Here is a 15,967-nt window from a genome sequence, read left to right on the forward strand (position 1 = left end):
CGATCCGGCGCTGGCGTCACAAACGCCGGTTCAGCCACTCCAACAGTGTCTGGCGGACCTCCGGGGCGCAGTAATCATTGAGGATTTCATGGCGGCCCTTGGGGCAATCCAGACGCTGCAGCGGCAGCCCGCGGCGGCGCAGTGCCTTTTCCAGACGATCCATGCCCTTGCCGCCGCCGCTCATGGGGTCCTCGCGACCGCCCAGCAACAGCACTGGCAAGTTCGCCGGCAGCGCCGCTAGGCCCTTGCCGGACTGAATGCGCGCCAGCGCCGACACCAGCGCCACCCAGGTGGCGTTGGTGCACTGAAAACCGCACTTCGGGTCCTCGATATAGGCGGCCACCTGGGCCGGGTCGGCGCTCAACCAGTCGAAGTCGGTGCGCGCGTCGGGCACGCTGCGCGCCCAGGCACGGAAGGTGAGGGTGTCGATCAGGTTGCTCTGGCCGCGCGCGCCCTGGCGCCGTTGCTGCCAGCGCAGCACCGGCAGCAGGGTGCGATAGTAGGCGCTGGCGTGGTAGTCGCTGCCGCACAGTACCAGGCCGTCCAGCCGGTCGCCGAATCGCTCGGCCCCGGCCAGGGCCAGAAACGAACCCATGCTGTGGCCGCCCAGCACCAACGGGCCGGGGTGGCGCTCGGCCACGGTATCGATGACGCGCTCGATATCGCTCATCACCTTTTGCCAGCCGTCGTCGTCGGCGAAATGGCCGGGCGGGTCGGCGCCGTCCATGCTGATGCCATGGCCGCGATGGTCCGGGCAATACAGGTTCCAGCCGTGCTCGGCGAGAATTTCGCCCAGGGCCTGATAGCGGGCGCCGTGCTCGGCCATGCCATGCAGCCAGATCAAGGTGCCCAGCGATTCGCTGGCACGCCATTCATGCACGCCGATGGTGTGGCCGTCGACGGCGCCAATAACGAAGCAGTCCGAAGTCATGGTAGAGGGGTTCCCCAGAAACAGTGCTGAACATGTATCATGACGGGCCCCTCGTCGCCAGTTAAGGAGTCGGTGTGATTCATTACCGGATTCGTCCGCTCAGACCGGAAGCCCATCTGTTCCAGATCACCCTGACCGTGGCCGCGCCCACCCCGGAAGGCCAGGGGCTGACGCTGCCGGCCTGGATTCCGGGCAGCTACATGATCCGCGATTTCGCCCGCCATATCGTCAGCCTGGAAGCCCGCGCCGGCGACCAGGTGCTGGACGTGGCCAAGATCGACAAGCAAACCTGGCAGCTGCCGCCGGTGGACGGGCCGGTGACCGTGGATTACCAGGTCTACGCCTGGGATTTGTCGGTACGCGGTGCCCATCTGGATACCACCCACGGCTATTTCAACGGTCCCTGCGTGTTCCTCGCCGCCATGGGGTTCGAGGACCAGCCCTGCGAAGTGGACATCGAGGCCCCGGACGGCGCCGCCTACGGCACCTGGAAACTGGCCACCGGCCTGGAGCGGGTAAGCGGGCCGGAGCTGGGCTTCGGTCGCTTCCGCGCCGACGACTACGACGCGCTGCTTGATCATCCGGTGGAGATGGGTGATTTCGACCACGCCGAATTCGAGGCTTGTGGCGTTCCCCACCAGGTGGTGCTCAGCGGTCGCCACCGGGCGGACATGGCGCGGCTGTGTCGGGACCTGCGACCGATCTGCGAGCATCATATCAAGCTGTTCGGCGAGCCGGCGCCGATGAAGCGCTATGTGTTCATGACCCTGGTCACCAACGGCTACGGCGGCCTGGAGCACCGCAACTCCACCAGTCTGATGAGCCCGCGCACCGATCTGCCCCTGCGCACCGACGCCCCGGACCAGGTCCGCGACGGCTATCGCAGCTACCTGGGCCTGTGCAGCCACGAATATTTCCACACCTGGAACGTCAAACGCATCAAGCCGGAGGCGTTCACTCCCTTCGACCTGCGCGGCGAGGTGTACACTGAATTGCTGTGGGCCTTCGAGGGCATTACCAGCTATTACGACGATCTGTCCCTGGCGCGCACCGGGCTGATCAGCCCACGGAGCTATCTGGAGCTGCTCGGCCAGACCATTACCCGGGTGTATCGCGGCCAGGGCCGCTTTAAGCAGACCGTCACCGAATCCAGCTTCGACGCCTGGACGCGTTTTTATCAGCAGGATGAGAACGCGCCCAACGCCATCGTCAGCTATTACGCCAAGGGGGCGCTGATCGCTCTGGCTCTGGATCTGACCCTGCGTCGCGCCACCAACGACGAGAAAAGCCTGGATGATCTCATGCGGCTGCTGTGGCAACGCCACGGCCAGACCGGGCAGGGCGTGCCGGAGCAGGGTATCCGGCCGCTGGCGGAGGAAGTGGCCGGTACCGATCTGGGCGATTTCTTCGACCTGGCCCTGTACCGCACCGAGGACCTGCCGCTGGAGGAACTGCTTGCCGAGCGCGGCGTTACCTTGAACTGGCGGGCCGCCGAAGGGCACGGCGACAATGGTGGTAAACCGAGTGGCAAGCCGGGCGACAAACCGGGCGAAAAATCCGACCGCTCGCCGGTGCACCTGGGGGTGCGCGTGGCGGCGGACCCGGGCGGCGCCCGGGTGCAGGTGGCTTACGAGCAGGGCGCGGCAATGGCCGCCGGCCTGTCCGCCGGCGATGTGATCATCGCCGTGGACGGCATCAAGGTGGACGCGGGCTCGCTGGACACCGTCCTGGCCGGCTACAGCGAAGGTGAACGGGTGGAGGTGCACGCCTTCCGCCGCGACGAGCTGATGCGGTTCACCGTGGCGCTGGCACCGTCGGAGCCGACCACCGCCTGGCTGAGCATGGACGGCGACGAGCTCAACGATAAGGGCCGGGCCTGGTTGTTCAATCGCCGCTAAAGTACATGACCGAAACTTCATTACAGGATCTTTATCAACGTCTGCGGCAGGCCCGGGCCGGGGACCGGCCGCGCCTGAAAAAACGCCTGGACGGTCTGGCCCGGCGTTTCAGCGCCGGCGGTCGCGACCAGGTGGCCGCCGCCATCGAGCGCTCCGTGGCCGCCCGGGAACGCCGTCGTGGGTTACTGGCGGCGCCGCTGGAATGGCCGGACCTGCCGGTGGTACGCCATCGCGAGGAGCTGGCGGCGGCGATCCGCGATCACCAGGTGGTGGTGGTGGCCGGCGAAACCGGCTCCGGCAAGACCACCCAGCTGCCCAAGATCTGCCTGGAGCTGGGACGTGGCGTGGATGGCTACATCGGTCACACCCAGCCGCGTCGGCTGGCGGCCCGTTCGGTGGCGGCGCGGCTGGCCGAGGAGTTGCACACCCGGGTTGGCGAGAAGGTCGGCTACAAGGTGCGCTTCAGTGAGCAGGTCGGCGAGGACAGCCTGATCAAGCTGATGACCGATGGCATGCTGCTCAGCGAGATTCAGAACGACCGCTTCCTCCATCAGTACGACACTCTGATCATCGACGAGGCCCATGAACGCAGCCTCAATATCGACTTCCTGCTCGGTTACCTGAAACAACTGTTGCCGCGCCGTCCGGACCTGAAGGTAATCATTACCTCGGCGACCATCGATCATGAGCGCTTCGCCGAGCACTTCCACGGCGCGCCGGTGTTCGAGGTATCCGGGCGCACCTATCCGGTGGAGATCCGCTACCGCCCGCCGGAGGGCGATCGCGACCTGGGCCCCCAGGTGGAGGATGTGCTGCGTGAGATTCAGCGCGAGGAGCGCCGCGACGGCCCGCCAACAGCCCGGGACGTGCTGGTGTTTCTGAGCGGCGAGCGCGACATCCGCGACGTGCACCACCACCTCAAGCGCTGTGAGTTCCGCGACACGGAGCTGCTGCCGCTGTACGCGCGCTTGAGCGGCGCTGAACAGCAGCGGGTGTTCTCCGGCCACCGGGGGCGGCGGGTGGTGCTCAGTACCAATGTGGCGGAAACCTCCCTCACGGTGCCCGGCATTCGTTATGTGATCGACGCCGGCACCGCCCGCATCAGCCGCTACAGCGTGCATTCCAAGGTGCAGCGGTTGCCGGTGGAACCGGTGGCCCAGGCCAGCGCCAATCAGCGCGCCGGGCGCAGTGGCCGGCTGATGCCGGGTATCTGCTTCCGCCTCTACGACGAGGACGATTTCCTGCAGCGGCCGGAATTCACCGATCCGGAAATCCAGCGCACCAATCTGGCGGCGGTGATCCTGCAAATGTCGGACCTGCGCCTGGGCGCGGTGGAGGACTTCCCGTTCATGGAACCGCCGGATGGCCGGCTGATTCGTGACGGTTACCGGCTGCTGGAGGAGTTGGGCGCCCTGGACGGCAAACGCAAGCCCACGCCCCTGGGGCGGCAACTGGCGCGCTTCCCCCTGGACCCGACCCTGGCGCGCATGGTGGTGGGTGGCGCCGACAAGAAGGCCCTGCGCGAGGTGCTGGTGATCGTCGCCGCCCTGGCGGTGCAGGACCCCCGCGAGCGGCCCCGGGACAAGCAGCAGCAGGCGGACCAGGCCCACCAGCCGTTCGAGGACAAGGACAGCGATTTCCTATGGTTCCTGAACCTCTGGCAATGGACGGAGGAGCAGCGCGAGGCGCAGTCACGCAATCAGTTTGAAAAGACCCTGAAGAAAACCTTCCTGGCGCCGTCGCGCATGCGGGAGTGGCGCGATACCCATCGCCAGTTGTTGCTGCTGGCCCGGGAACAGGGCTGGACCCTGAACGCCGAGCCGGCGGAGTACGAGGCTATTCACCGGGCCCTGCTCACCGGCCTGCTGGGCAATGTGATGCAGCGCGGCGAGGAGGGCGAATGGCTCTCCACCCGCAACCGCAAACCGCTGATCTGGCCGGGTTCCACCCTGAGCAAACGGGCGGGCAAGAAGAACGGCGCCCGCTGGCTGATGGCCGCCGAACAGGTTGAAACCAGCCGCTTGTTCGCCCGCTGCGTGGCGCGCATCGAGCCGCAATGGGTGGAACAGGAAGCGGCGCACCTGATCAAGCGCCAGTATTTCGAGCCGCACTGGTCGAAGAAACGCGGCTGCGTGATGGCCAAGGAACAGGTCAATCTGTTCGGCCTGATCCTGGCGTCCGGCCGGCGTGTTAACTACGGTCCCCTGGACCCGCCCCTGGCCCGGGAACTGATGATTCGCGAAGGTCTGGTGGACGGCCAGCTGACCCGCGAGCCGCCATTCGTGAAGGCCAACCGGGAGCGCCTGGAACGGCTTGAGGACATGGAGCACAAGCTGCGCCGCCGCGACATCCTGGTGGACGAGGAAGCGCGGGTGGCGTTCTATGACCAGCGTTTGCCGGACGGGTTGTACACGCTTACCCACCTGGAAACCTGGTATCGCAAGGAAGCCAGCGAAGCGCAACGCCGGGCTCTGCTGATGGACGATGACTTCCTGCTCTCGCGCAGCCCGGACCTGCGTCAGGACGCCTTCCCCGACCAGCTCGACCTGGATGGCCTGACGCTGCCGCTGGAATACAGCTTCGAACCCACCGGCGACACCGACGGCGTGACCCTGGTGGTGCCGGTGGCGGCCCTGGATCAGGTGCCGGAGGAGCGCTTGGACTGGCTGGTGCCCGGCTTGCTGCGCGAGAAGCTGGAGGCGCTGATCCGCGGCCTGCCCAAGGCGCGCCGCCGGCATTTCGTGCCGGTGCCGGATTACGTGGAGGCGTTGATGGAATCCCTGGCGCCGGATCGGCCGCTGCTGCCGGCCATGACCCGGGAACTGCAGCGCATGACCGGCGTGCGGGTGGAGCAGGAAGAATGGCCGGTGGAACGGATTCCCGACTACCTGCGCATGAACCTGCGGCTGGTGGACGGCGACGGCGCCACTCTGCGTGAGGGCCGTGATCTGACGGCGCTGCGGCGCGCCTTCGCCGATCAGGTGCAGGCCGCCGCCGAGACCGCCGGCCAGCGCGAGCCGGACCCGGAAGGCCGGGACTGGTGTTTCGGCGAGCTGCCGGACAGCGAGGAGGTGGCGCAGGGCGGGGTGCGGTTGCGTTACTTCCCGGGGCTGGAGGATGGCGGCGAGACCGTGGCCCGGCGCCGCTGGTCCGATGCCGATGACGCCGCCTGGCACCACGGCTATGGGTGCGCCCGCCTGGCGCTGCTGGCCCTGGGCGATCAGGTGCGTGCCCTGAAACGCTTCGCCGGCCAGCAGCCGGGCTTCCAGAAGCTCAAGGCGGACAAGTCGGAACTGGGCCGGCGGGGCCTGGAGCGGGTACTGCTGCGCATCGCCGCCGACCATTTCCGTTTCCATTCCGAGCCGGTGCGTGCCGAGGCGGACTGGCGCGCCCGTTTCGATACCGGGCGCGGGGACTTCGTGGCCGCCGCCGAGAACGCCCTGGGCGAATACGGTCGGCTGTTCGCGGCTTACCGGGGCGTGATGGGCCGTCTGGAGAAGAACTTTCCGCTCGCCTGGGCCCATGCCCACCGGGACCTGAAAACCCAGCTCGCCGACCTGTTCGGCGATGATTTTCCGCTGGCGGTGGAGGCGGACTGGCTGAGCGAATACCCCCGCTACCTGGCGGCGCTGGAACAGCGCCTGGAAAAACTCAGCGGCCAGGCCGGCCGCGACCGGGCCCTGGTGGCGGAACTGGAGGATTTTCAGGAACGCTACCGGCGCCGCGCCGGTGATACGCCGGCCTGGCGGCAACCGCCCCCGTTGCGGCTGTTCCGCTGGATGATCGAGGAATACCGGGTGAGTCTGTTCGCCCAGCCCCTGGGTACCAGGGTGACGGTGTCCGCCAAGCGGCTCAACAAGCAGTGGGAAGCCTGTTGAGTGAGGCTGGATTCGCGGCTGAAGCCGCTCCTAAGGCACATTCAACGCGCCAGGAGCGACCAACGCTGTAGGCGCGACTTCAGTCGCGATCCGGTTTATGGCCTTTGCGCCGGACCTGTCATATCCGGATAATTGACCTATTTACTGTCGCGGCGCTCTACTTTTCGGAGCGCCCTTTGCGCGAGGACAGGCTTGTGACCCATTCCGTAGTAATCAGCGGTACCGGACTCTGGACGCCGGAGCAATCGATCACCAACGACGAGCTGGTGGCGTCGTTCAATGAGTACGTGGACCGCTACAACCGCCGCCACGCGGCGGCCATCGAAGCCGGGGAGATGGACGCCCTGACGCACTCCAACAGCGCTTTCATCGAAAAGGCCTCGGGGATCAAGCAACGCTTCGTGCTCGATAAGGAAGGCATCCTCGACCCGGATCGCCTGTGTCCCACCATCCCCGAGCGTGGCGACGACGAGATTTCCGTGCAGGCGGAAATCGCCGTCAAGGCCGCGCGTCAGGCCCTCGACAATGCCGGCCTCACCGCCGACGACCTGGACGCGGTGCTGGTGGCCTGCTCCAACATGCAGCGCGCCTACCCGGCCATGGCGGTGGAAGTGCAGGCCGCCCTGGGCATGAATCACGGCTGGGGCTATGACATGAACGTGGCCTGCTCCAGCGCCACCTTCGGCATTCAGACCGGGGTCGACGCGATTCGCAACGGCTCCGCCCGCCGCGTGCTGATGGTCAACCCGGAAATCTGCTCCGGCCACCTGGCCTGGGAAGACCGCGACTGCCACTTCATCTTCGGCGACGTGAGTACCGCGGTGATTCTGGAGCGCGCCGAGGACGCCACCAGCGTCAATCAATGGGAAGTACTGGGCACACGGCTACAGACCAAATTTTCCAACAACATCCGCAACAACTTCGGTTTCCTCAACCGCGCCGCGCCGGATGGCGTTGGCGCCCGCGACAAGCTGTTCCGCCAGGAAGGCCGCCGGGTGTTCAAGGAGGTTTGCCCGATGGTGGCCGAGCAGATCACCTCCCACCTTGGTGATCTGGAGGTGCCGGTGGAACAGGTCAAGCGCATGTGGCTCCACCAGGCCAACCTGAACATGAATGAGTTCATCGCCCGCCGGGTGTTGGGTCGCGAGGCCAGTCGCGAGGAAGCGCCGGTGATTCTGGACGACTACGCCAACACCAGCTCCGCCGGTTCCATCATCGCTTTCCACAAGCACAACGCCGACCTGCCGGCGGGTACCAAGGGCGTGATCTGCTCCTTCGGCGCCGGCTATTCGATCGGCAGCGTGGTGGTCGACCGGGTGAAATAAAGCGCCGTTTTCGTGGATCTCCACGTAACCTTTACCCGGTCCGTGCATCCATGGGTGGCGTGGCGCTGAAAAACGGCGCCACGCGACACAATAATGTTCATACATCCGGAAGCACTACCGTTTTCAGGAGATCCATCATGGCTAAGCAAAGCAAACTGAATCCTTTCGCCGTCACCCTGGGCGCCGCCGTGGTCGCCTCGGCCATGTCCGTGCCGGCCGTGCAGGCCGCCGAGAACCCGTTCGGCGCCACCGACCTGGCCAGTGGCTATCAGCTCGCCGATAACCACGGCAAGGACGCCGAGGGCAAATGCGGTGACGATAAATCCACCGAGGGCAGCTGCGGCGGCGACAAGTCCTCCGAAGGCAGCTGCGGCGGCCAGGGCTGATCCCGGAGCCGAATGATGACGGCTTTCCCCGTGACCGGCACCGGTCTGGGGTTGCGGCGGGCCCTGATGGGCCCGCTGTCCAATACCCCGGCTCCGCCGCTGGATTTTCTGGAAGTGGCGCCGGAGAACTGGATTCCCATGGGCTGGCGGTTGGGCCGTGATTTCCGTGCCCTTACCGAACGCTTTCCGTTCGTCACCCATGGCTTGAGCCTGTCCCTGGGCGGCCCCGAGCCACTGGACTTCGAACTGCTCGGCCATATCAAGGCGTTTCTCGCCGAGCACCGCATCCGCGCCTACACCGAGCATCTCAGTTACTGCGGCGACCACGGTCATCTCTATGATCTGATGCCGATCCCGTTCACCGAGGAAGCGGTGCGCTATGTGGCGGAGCGCATCCGCCGGACGCAGGATTTTCTCGGCCAGCGCATCGCCGTCGAGCACGTCAGTTACTACGCCGCGCCGCCGGTGCGCGAAAGCGCCGCTCTCGGCGAGCTGGAGTTCGTGCGCGCGGTGCTCGAGGAGGCTGACTGCGGCTTGCTGCTGGACGTGAACAACGCCTACGTGAATGGCGTCAACCATGGCTACGACGCCGCCGATTTTATTCGCGGCCTGCCCGGTGAGCGGATTTTCTACGTGCACGTGGCCGGCCATTTCGATGAAGCCGAGGACCTCAAGGTGGACACCCATGGCGCGCCGGTGATCGATCCGGTGTGGCGCCTGCTGGAGGTGGCCTATGAACACTTCGGCGTGCTGCCAACCCTGCTGGAGCGGGATTTCAATTTCCCGCCCTTCGATACCCTGTGCGACGAGCTGCGCCGCATCGGAGATATCCAGGGGCGTCACGGCGGCGCCGCCACGGCGATCCGGAGCGCCTGATGGAACCGGAATTCCAGCGCATCCAGAGACGCTTCGCCGCCCATCTGCGTGATCCCGAGCGCCACCCGGCGCCGGAGGGCATCGAGGAGCGCCGCCTGGCGATCTACCGCACTCTGTTTTTCAACAACATCAACGGCTTTCTGGAGAAGGGCTTCCCGGTGCTGCGCGCCCTGTACGCCGATCACGACTGGCGCCGGCTGGTGCGTGCCTTTTTCGACGGTCACCGCAGCGCTTCACCCTACTTTCTCGCTATCCCGGGGGAGTTCGTGCGTTTCCTCGACGAGGAATACAGCGCCCTCGCCAGTGATCCGCCGTTCCTGGTGGAGCTGGCCCACTACGAGTGGATGGAAGTGGTGATCGATACTCGCCAGGATACCCGGCCCACCGGCAACCTGCGCCCGGAGGGCGACCTGCTGCGTGGCGTGCCCTGCCTGTCACCGCTGCACGCGGTGCTCCAGTACCGCTGGCCGGTGCATCGCATCGGCCCGGATTACCGGCCCGGGACGCCGCCGGAGCAGCCGGTGTGGTTGCTGGTCTACCGCGACCAGGAGGAGCGGGTGGCGTTCATGGAGATCAACGCGGTGACCGCCCGCCTGCTGGCCCTGATCGAGGCCCATCCGTCGTTGAGCGGCGCCGGGGTGCTGGCGTTGCTGGCGGAGGAAATGGCGCACCCTGATCCGCGAGCGGTGCGTGATTTTGGCGCCGAGCTGTTGGCGGGCCTGCGCCAGCGCGGCCTGATTCTGGGGACATGGCTCACGGAACCCGCATGAGTGGCGGTGGGGCGGTTGCTCTCCGTGCCGCCGGGGCCGCTATAATGCGCCGACCCTGACGTTTAAGAAGGACACCGCCGTGCGTGTATGGATATTCGCCCTTTTGTGGGCCTCCCTGGCTGGCTGCGCCCATTCCCCGGCCGAGATGGACCCGGCGCCGGGCGAAAACCGCGAGCGGCCAGTGGCGGACGACGCCATGACCGGCCAGGCGGCGGTGGCCGCCGAGGACGACGACTGGGGCGAGGATTCCACGCCGTTTTCCCGGGGCAATGCCGGGCAGTTCGAGGAACGCGACCCCTGGGAAGGCTTCAACCGCAAGATCTTCGGCTTCAACGACTTCGTCGATCGCTATGCCATCAAGCCCGCCGCCAAGGGCTACCGCTGGATCACTCCGCAATGGCTGGACGACACCGTGACCCGCTTCTTCAGCAACCTGGGTGACATCGGAGACAGCGTCAATTACGTGCTGCAGTGGCGCTGGGGCGAAGCCGGCAACAACCTGGGCCGGTTCACCGTCAACACCACCCTGGGCATCGCCGGCCTGTTCGATGTGGCCAGCAGAATGGACCTGAACAACTCGGACACCAACCTGGACGTGACCCTGGGGCGTTGGGGCGTGCCCTCCGGGCCCTACCTGGTGCTGCCGATCCTGGGGCCTTCCACGGTGCGTGATACCGGCACGCTGTACCCAAGCGCTTACCTGTGGCCGCCCACCTATATCGAGGATGACCTGACCCGCTACGGCGTGGCCGCCCTGTACGGCGTCGATCTGCGCGCCGACTTGCTGGATCTGGAGCGCAACATCGTCGGCGACCGCTATACCTTTATTCGCAACGCCTATTTGCAGCGCCGCCTGGTGCAGGTCGAAGGCGAGGACGCGGCGACCCCGGCGCTGCCGGACGAGGACCCGGAGCTGGAAAGCAACGACGGCTGGTGATTGCCGCCCGATCTTCGGGCGTCCTGCATCGGTAGGAGCGGCTGGGCGGTATTTCGTTTCAGCCGCGATCATGGGTGGTGCCGTCTTCATCGCGACTGAAGTCGCTCCTACCGCCGCGCGGGACGTTACCTCGAAGCGTCTCGTCGTGGTCCCCCTTCCGGGACCCTGTCAAACAGGATGTTTGACCGGGAGTCTCCAGGGATGGATTCACGACGTTCCCGGAAGGGGGACCACGACGAGACGCGGCCCGGACGGGGGCACCTGCCTGCCGGCCGCTCCCGTCCCGGAAAGCCGGGTGAGCCTTATTGCTCGCTCAGGGCGGCGAGCTTGCCGCGAATGAAGTCTCCGTGGGAGACGTACAACAACTCGGAGACGCGGCGGATCAAGTGCTCCTCGTGCTGGTCCGCCTTGCCGTCGGCGGCGGCGATGGCCCACATGTCGTAAACCAGCCGCACCCGGGTTTCCGGGTCCCAGCGCTCGCGCAGAGGCCGGGTGAACTCGAACAGATCGGTGGCTTCGTCCAGGCGGGTTCGCAGCTCCGAGAGGATGTCCCGCATTTCATCCTCGTCCAGCCGCCAGTGGCGGCGTACCGCCTCCAGCAACAGTTGTTCCTCGCTCTCATCCACCTCGCCGTCGGCGCGCGCCACCTCCATGAGCAGGGCGGCGGCGGCACGGTGCAGGTCCAGGGTTGTGGTTTCGGTGGCCGTCTCCGTGGACGGGAACAGGCGGGCCAGCCATTTCACGCGGCGATCTCCTCCTCGGTGAGCAGTTGCTCCAGGGCCCGCTGGTCGGCGGCGAAGCGGCGGATGCCGTCACTGAGCAGATCGCAGGCCATGGGGTTCTCATTCAATGACCAACGGAACGCGGCTTCGTTCACTGGCTGCCAGTCGCCGTCCGGCTCCACCTCGGAGGCGTCCAGGCGCCGCTCCAGCTCACCCGGGTCCTGGCCCAGTTCGTCGAGCAGCGCCGGGCTGATGGTAAGCCGGTCGCAACCGGCCAGTGCCTCGATTTCAGCCGCGTTGCGGAAGCTGGCGCCCATCACGATGGTCTCCAGACCGCGTGCCTTGAGAAGCTGGAAGATGCGGCGTACCGATTGCACGCCCGGGTCCTGGTCGATGTGGTTGATCTCCAGACCCTGCTTCACGTGCCAGTCCCGGATGCGCCCAACGAACGGTGAAATCAGGGTGGCGCCGGCCTCGGCCGCGGCCAGGGCCTGCTCCACGGAGAACACCAGAGTCAGGTTGCAATGGATGCCTTCCTCCTCCAGTACCCGGGCGGCCTGAATGCCTTCCCAGGTGGCGGCGGCCTTGATCAGCACCCGGTCGCCGCTCACGCCCAGCTCCCGATACAGCGCCATCAGCCGGCGCGCTTTCTCCACCGTGGCGACACTGTCGAACGACAGGCGCGCGTCCACCTCCGTGGAGATCAGGCCAGGGATGTGCTCCAGCACCGCCTGGCCGGCGACGCAGGCGAAGGCGTCGCAACACCAGGCCAGATCATCGCCGTGGCCCATTTCCCGCGCCAGTTCCCGGGCTTCGTCGAGCAGGTGGCGGTAACGTTCATCGCGGGCGGCGGCCAGCAGCAGCGAAGGGTTGGTGGTGGCGTCGTGGGGCCGCAGTTCGGCGATGCGGTCCAGATCGCCGGTGTCCGCCACTACCGTGGTCCATTGTTCCAGTTGTTCGCGTTTGCTTGTCATACAGCACCTTCCGATTTGGTTTGCCCGCGTCAATTCAGGGATGTTCAGGATGCAGCATAGCCAAGGGCGCGCTCGCCCAAAAGAGCCAGGGCTTCCTCGTAAACCCGGGGAGTGGCGTCCGGCTTGTGGGCGTTCTCGCTGAGATGGCGCCGGTAGGCACGGGCGCCGGGTATCGCCTGGAACAGGTTGAGCGCGTGGCGCAGCACATGCTTGGGGTGCACCCCGGCGGCGTAACGCCGCTCCAGATAGGGCAGGAACGCCTCCGCCACCGCCATGCGGTCCGGCGCCGGGCCGTTGTCGCCAAACACGCGCATGTCCACGTCGGCCAGGAACCAGGGGTTCATATAGGCTTCCCGGCCCACCATCAAACCATCCACCTGATCCAGGTGGCCGAGCATGCCGTCGATGTCCTTGAGCCCGCCGTTGAGAATGATCTCCAGGTGCGGGAAGTCCCGCTTGATGGCGTAGGCGCGCTCGTGGATCAGCGGCGGGATGTCCCGGTTCTCCTTCGGCGAAAGCCCGTCGAGAATCGCCTTGCGGGCATGGATGGTGAGGCTGCGGCAGCCGGCGGCGTCCATGTGGGCCACGAAACGATGCAGAAAAGCGTAGTCGTCCTGATCGTCGATGCCGATGCGCGTCTTCACCGTCACCGGCACGTCGGTGACGGCGGCCATGGCTTCCACGCAGCGGGCCACCTGCTCCGGCTCGGCCATCAGCACGGCGCCGATCTTGCCCTGCTGCACGCGGTCCGACGGGCAGCCCACGTTGAGGTTGATTTCGTCGTAGCCGAAATCCGCGCACACCCGCGCCGCCTCGGCGAGCTGGCCGGGGTCGCTGCCGCCTAACTGCACCGCCAGGGGGTGTTCGGCGGCGTCGAAGCCGAGCAGTTTTTCCCGGTCGCCGTGGATCACCGCCGGCGCCACCACCATCTCCGTGTAGAGCAGAGTGCGGCGGGTGATCAGGCGGGCCAGATAACGAAAATCACGGGTCGTGTACGCCATCATCGGGGCGATGGACAGACGCCGGGACAGGGTCGCCGGGGCGGGTGTGAGAGCAGGGGAGTTGGACATGGCGGCATTATCGCACGGCGGCGGCGATCCCGGAAAACCGCCAACGTAAAATACCTCAACAAGAGTATATTCGTGTAAAACCGCCTTGCCGCGATGCCGCGCTTTGTCTTTCATGGAATCACCAAACACGAAGCAGGGAGAATAACCATGTTGGGATGGAGTCTGATTTTTCTGGTTGTCGCGATCATTGCCGGGGTACTGGGTTTCGGTGGTATCGCGGGTACGGCGGCGGGCATCGCCAAAATTCTGTTCGTGGTGTTCCTGGTGATCTGGATCGTCAGCCTGGTGGTTGGCCGCCGCTGACGGGTCGGCATCGCCCGGCGGCGTGTCCGCCCGTCGGGCTTGTGCTGATAGCGCCGGCGGCTTGTGCTGATAAGAAGGCGCGTATCTTCTACAATACGCGCCTTTCTTATATTCCGGCCACGGAGTCAGCATGACCGTTCGTACCCGGGTGGCGCCTTCGCCCACCGGTGACCCCCATGTGGGCACCGCCTATATCGCCTTGTTCAACCTCTGCTATGCCCGCCAGCACGGCGGTCAGTTCATTCTGCGCATCGAGGACACCGATCAGAGCCGGTCCACGGACGCTTCGGAGCAGGCGATCCTGGATTCGCTGCGCTGGCTGGGCCTGAACTGGGACGAGGGCCCGGACGTGGGCGGCCCCCACGGCCCTTACCGGCAAAGCGAGCGCGCCGCCATCTACCGGGAGCACGCCGAGCGGTTGCTGGCCGACGGCCACGCCTTCAAGTGCTTCCGCACCGCCGAGGAGCTGGACGAACTGCGCGCCGCCCTCAAGGAAGCCGGCGAGAACCGTGCCCTCAAGCCCGAGGACCTGGAGCTGGCCGCCGACGAACAGGCGCGTCGGGAGGAGCAGGGCGCGCCCTACGTGATCCGCATGCGCGTGCCCCGGGATGGTCGTTGCCAGGTGGAGGATCAGTTGCGCGGCACCGTGGAGCTGGACTGGGCCCTGGTGGACGCGCAAATCCTGCTGAAATCCGATGGCATGCCCACCTACCACCTGGCCAACGTGGTGGACGATCATCTGATGGGCATTACCCATGTGATCCGTGGTGAGGAATGGCTTAACTCGGCGCCCAAGCACAAGCTGCTGTACCAGTACTTCGGCTGGGAGATGCCGGTGTTGTGCCACATGCCGCTGCTGCGTAACCCGGACAAGTCCAAGCTCAGCAAGCGCAAGAACCCCACCAGCATCAACTTCTACCGGCGCATGGGTTATATGCCCGAGGCGGTGGTGAACTACCTGGGCCGCATGGGCTGGTCGATGCCCGATGAGCGCGAGCGCTTCACCCTGGATGAGATGCAGGCGGCGTTCGACATTCAAAGGGTGTCCCTGGGCGGGCCGGTGTTCGACGTGGAGAAGCTGAGCTGGCTCAACGGCCAGTGGCTGCGTGATCTGTCCGACGAGGAGTTTCTGCAACAGTTGGTGGGTTGGGCCTTCAATCGCGACTACGCGATGAAGGTGCTGCCCCATATCAAGCAGCGGGTGGAAACCTTCGGTGAGGTGGTGGACAAAGCCGGCTTCTGTTTCGCCGGGCAGGTCAGTATCGACGAGTCGGACTTCGAGCATCCCAAATACGACATCGACACCCAGAAGCGCTGGCTTCAGTTCTTCCTGTGGGCCTGCGAAGCACAGCGCGACTGGACCCGGGACCGGCTGTTCGCCGACGCCAAGGCTCTGGCCGACGCGGTGGAGGTGAAGATCAAGGATTTCCTGTTCCCGGTGTTCGTGGCGGTGGCCGGCACCAGCGCCAGTTTCTCGGTGGTGGACAGCATGGAGCTGCTCGGCTCGGACATCAGCCGCGCCCGTCTGCGTCACGCCATCGAGGTGCTGGGCGGGGTGTCCAAGAAGCAGACCAAGAAGCTGGAAAAGGAATTTGGTTCACTTTTTCAGCAAACCGGTTAAGGGATGAACAGACGGACACATCGGCGTCAAAAACCGCTGGAGAGTGCTTGACAGGTAAGGGTCGCTGCGTAAAATACGCGGCTCCACACAGGGCATGACCCGGTGGGACAAGTTTGGGGCCATAGCTCAGCTGGGAGAGCGCAACACTGGCAGTGTTGAGGTCGGCGGTTCGATCCCGCCTGGCTCCACCAAAAACGTCCCCTTCGTCTAGTGGCCTAGGACACCGCCCTTTCACGGCGGTAACAGGGGTTCGACTCCCCTAGGGGACGCCAAATA

The 15,967-nt window shown here is 65.8% G+C and carries 13 protein-coding genes and 2 tRNA genes; 11 read left to right on the forward strand and 4 right to left on the reverse strand.

The features are described from left to right. Positions 1-16: 16 nt before the first annotated feature. Entirely contained in the window at positions 17-931 is a 915-nt protein-coding gene (locus ACLD02_RS09515) for an alpha/beta fold hydrolase (protein ID WP_203101130.1), read from the reverse strand. 74 nt (positions 932-1,005) lie between these two features. On the opposite strand from ACLD02_RS09515, the gene ACLD02_RS09520 reads away from it, so the two are divergent. From ACLD02_RS09520 to ACLD02_RS09550, 7 genes are all read left to right on the forward strand, one after another. Further along, a complete protein-coding gene (locus tag ACLD02_RS09520; RefSeq protein ID WP_410298555.1) occupies positions 1,006-2,829 on the forward strand; it encodes a M61 family metallopeptidase in 1,824 nt (607 codons plus the stop codon). Between the two features lie 5 nt (positions 2,830-2,834). Next, positions 2,835-6,707, forward strand: coding sequence for an ATP-dependent RNA helicase HrpA (hrpA, locus tag ACLD02_RS09525; RefSeq protein ID WP_410298556.1), 3,873 nt, complete (start codon positions 2,835-2,837; stop codon positions 6,705-6,707). Between the two features lie 194 nt (positions 6,708-6,901). Beyond that, positions 6,902-8,032: a beta-ketoacyl-ACP synthase III gene (locus ACLD02_RS09530; RefSeq protein ID WP_410298557.1), complete on the forward strand. Its 1,131-nt coding sequence runs from the start codon at positions 6,902-6,904 to the stop codon at positions 8,030-8,032. Positions 8,033-8,169: 137 nt separating this feature from the next. Continuing rightward, positions 8,170-8,418, forward strand: a complete 249-nt coding sequence (locus tag ACLD02_RS09535; protein WP_203101138.1) for a hypothetical protein — start codon at positions 8,170-8,172, stop codon at positions 8,416-8,418. 12 nt (positions 8,419-8,430) lie between these two features. Then, positions 8,431-9,294, forward strand: coding sequence for a DUF692 domain-containing protein (locus ACLD02_RS09540; protein ID WP_410298558.1), 864 nt, complete (start codon positions 8,431-8,433; stop codon positions 9,292-9,294). Beyond that, positions 9,294-10,064: a DUF2063 domain-containing protein gene (locus ACLD02_RS09545; protein ID WP_410298559.1), complete on the forward strand. Its 771-nt coding sequence runs from the start codon at positions 9,294-9,296 to the stop codon at positions 10,062-10,064. Before ACLD02_RS09540 ends, ACLD02_RS09545 begins: the two co-directional genes overlap by 1 nt. A gap of 79 nt (positions 10,065-10,143) precedes the next feature. Beyond that, the gene (locus tag ACLD02_RS09550; protein ID WP_338015165.1) at positions 10,144-11,001 is read left to right on the forward strand and encodes a VacJ family lipoprotein; all 858 of its coding nucleotides are present in this window, start codon (positions 10,144-10,146) and stop codon (positions 10,999-11,001) included. A 302-nt stretch (positions 11,002-11,303) separates the two neighbouring features. Here the strand turns inward: ACLD02_RS09550 and ACLD02_RS09555 are convergent, their stop codons facing one another. The 3 genes from ACLD02_RS09555 to dusA are packed head-to-tail and all read right to left on the reverse strand — an operon-like array spanning position 11,304 to position 13,767. Further along, positions 11,304-11,744, reverse strand: coding sequence for a TerB family tellurite resistance protein (locus ACLD02_RS09555; protein ID WP_203101142.1), 441 nt, complete (start codon positions 11,742-11,744; stop codon positions 11,304-11,306). Next, positions 11,741-12,697 carry a transaldolase gene (locus tag ACLD02_RS09560; protein ID WP_203101144.1) on the reverse strand — a complete coding sequence of 319 codons (957 nt, stop codon included), beginning with the start codon at positions 12,695-12,697 and terminating at the stop codon, positions 11,741-11,743. The genes ACLD02_RS09555 and ACLD02_RS09560 overlap by 4 nt, the downstream gene beginning before the upstream one ends. A gap of 44 nt (positions 12,698-12,741) precedes the next feature. Next, positions 12,742-13,767, reverse strand: coding sequence for a tRNA dihydrouridine(20/20a) synthase DusA (gene dusA, locus ACLD02_RS09565; RefSeq protein WP_203101146.1), 1,026 nt, complete (start codon positions 13,765-13,767; stop codon positions 12,742-12,744). A gap of 147 nt (positions 13,768-13,914) precedes the next feature. Here dusA and ACLD02_RS09570 point away from each other — a divergent pair, with 147 nt between their 5' ends. The 4 genes from ACLD02_RS09570 (at position 13,915) to ACLD02_RS09585 (ending at position 15,963) form a co-directional block, all read left to right on the forward strand. Then, positions 13,915-14,070: a DUF1328 domain-containing protein gene (locus ACLD02_RS09570; protein WP_203101148.1), complete on the forward strand. Its 156-nt coding sequence runs from the start codon at positions 13,915-13,917 to the stop codon at positions 14,068-14,070. A 130-nt stretch (positions 14,071-14,200) separates the two neighbouring features. Continuing rightward, the gene (gltX, locus tag ACLD02_RS09575) at positions 14,201-15,691 is read left to right on the forward strand and encodes a glutamate--tRNA ligase (RefSeq protein ID WP_203101154.1); all 1,491 of its coding nucleotides are present in this window, start codon (positions 14,201-14,203) and stop codon (positions 15,689-15,691) included. A gap of 115 nt (positions 15,692-15,806) precedes the next feature. Then, positions 15,807-15,882, forward strand: a tRNA-Ala gene (locus ACLD02_RS09580). Between the two features lie 5 nt (positions 15,883-15,887). Then, positions 15,888-15,963 (forward strand) — tRNA-Glu (locus tag ACLD02_RS09585). Positions 15,964-15,967: the final 4 nt, after the last annotated feature.

It is taken from the genome of Alloalcanivorax sp. C16-2 (assembly GCF_046507615.1).
Taxonomy (GTDB): domain Bacteria; phylum Pseudomonadota; class Gammaproteobacteria; order Pseudomonadales; family Alcanivoracaceae; genus Alloalcanivorax; species Alloalcanivorax marinus_A.

What these genes read in the sequence shown, in the direction of transcription:
- ACLD02_RS09515 (WP_203101130.1), bottom strand. Translation starts at nt 931, where the DNA reads ATGACTTCGGACTGCTTCGTTATTGGCGCCGTCGACGGCCACACCATC.
- hrpA (WP_410298556.1), top strand. Translation starts at nt 2,835, where the DNA reads ATGACCGAAACTTCATTACAGGATCTTTATCAACGTCTGCGGCAGGCC.
- ACLD02_RS09535 (WP_203101138.1), top strand. Translation starts at nt 8,170, where the DNA reads ATGGCTAAGCAAAGCAAACTGAATCCTTTCGCCGTCACCCTGGGCGCC.
- ACLD02_RS09540 (WP_410298558.1), top strand. Translation starts at nt 8,431, where the DNA reads ATGATGACGGCTTTCCCCGTGACCGGCACCGGTCTGGGGTTGCGGCGG.
- ACLD02_RS09545 (WP_410298559.1), top strand. Translation starts at nt 9,294, where the DNA reads ATGGAACCGGAATTCCAGCGCATCCAGAGACGCTTCGCCGCCCATCTG.
- ACLD02_RS09560 (WP_203101144.1), bottom strand. Translation starts at nt 12,697, where the DNA reads ATGACAAGCAAACGCGAACAACTGGAACAATGGACCACGGTAGTGGCG.
- dusA (WP_203101146.1), bottom strand. Translation starts at nt 13,767, where the DNA reads ATGTCCAACTCCCCTGCTCTCACACCCGCCCCGGCGACCCTGTCCCGG.
- ACLD02_RS09570 (WP_203101148.1), top strand. Translation starts at nt 13,915, where the DNA reads ATGTTGGGATGGAGTCTGATTTTTCTGGTTGTCGCGATCATTGCCGGG.
- gltX (WP_203101154.1), top strand. Translation starts at nt 14,201, where the DNA reads ATGACCGTTCGTACCCGGGTGGCGCCTTCGCCCACCGGTGACCCCCAT.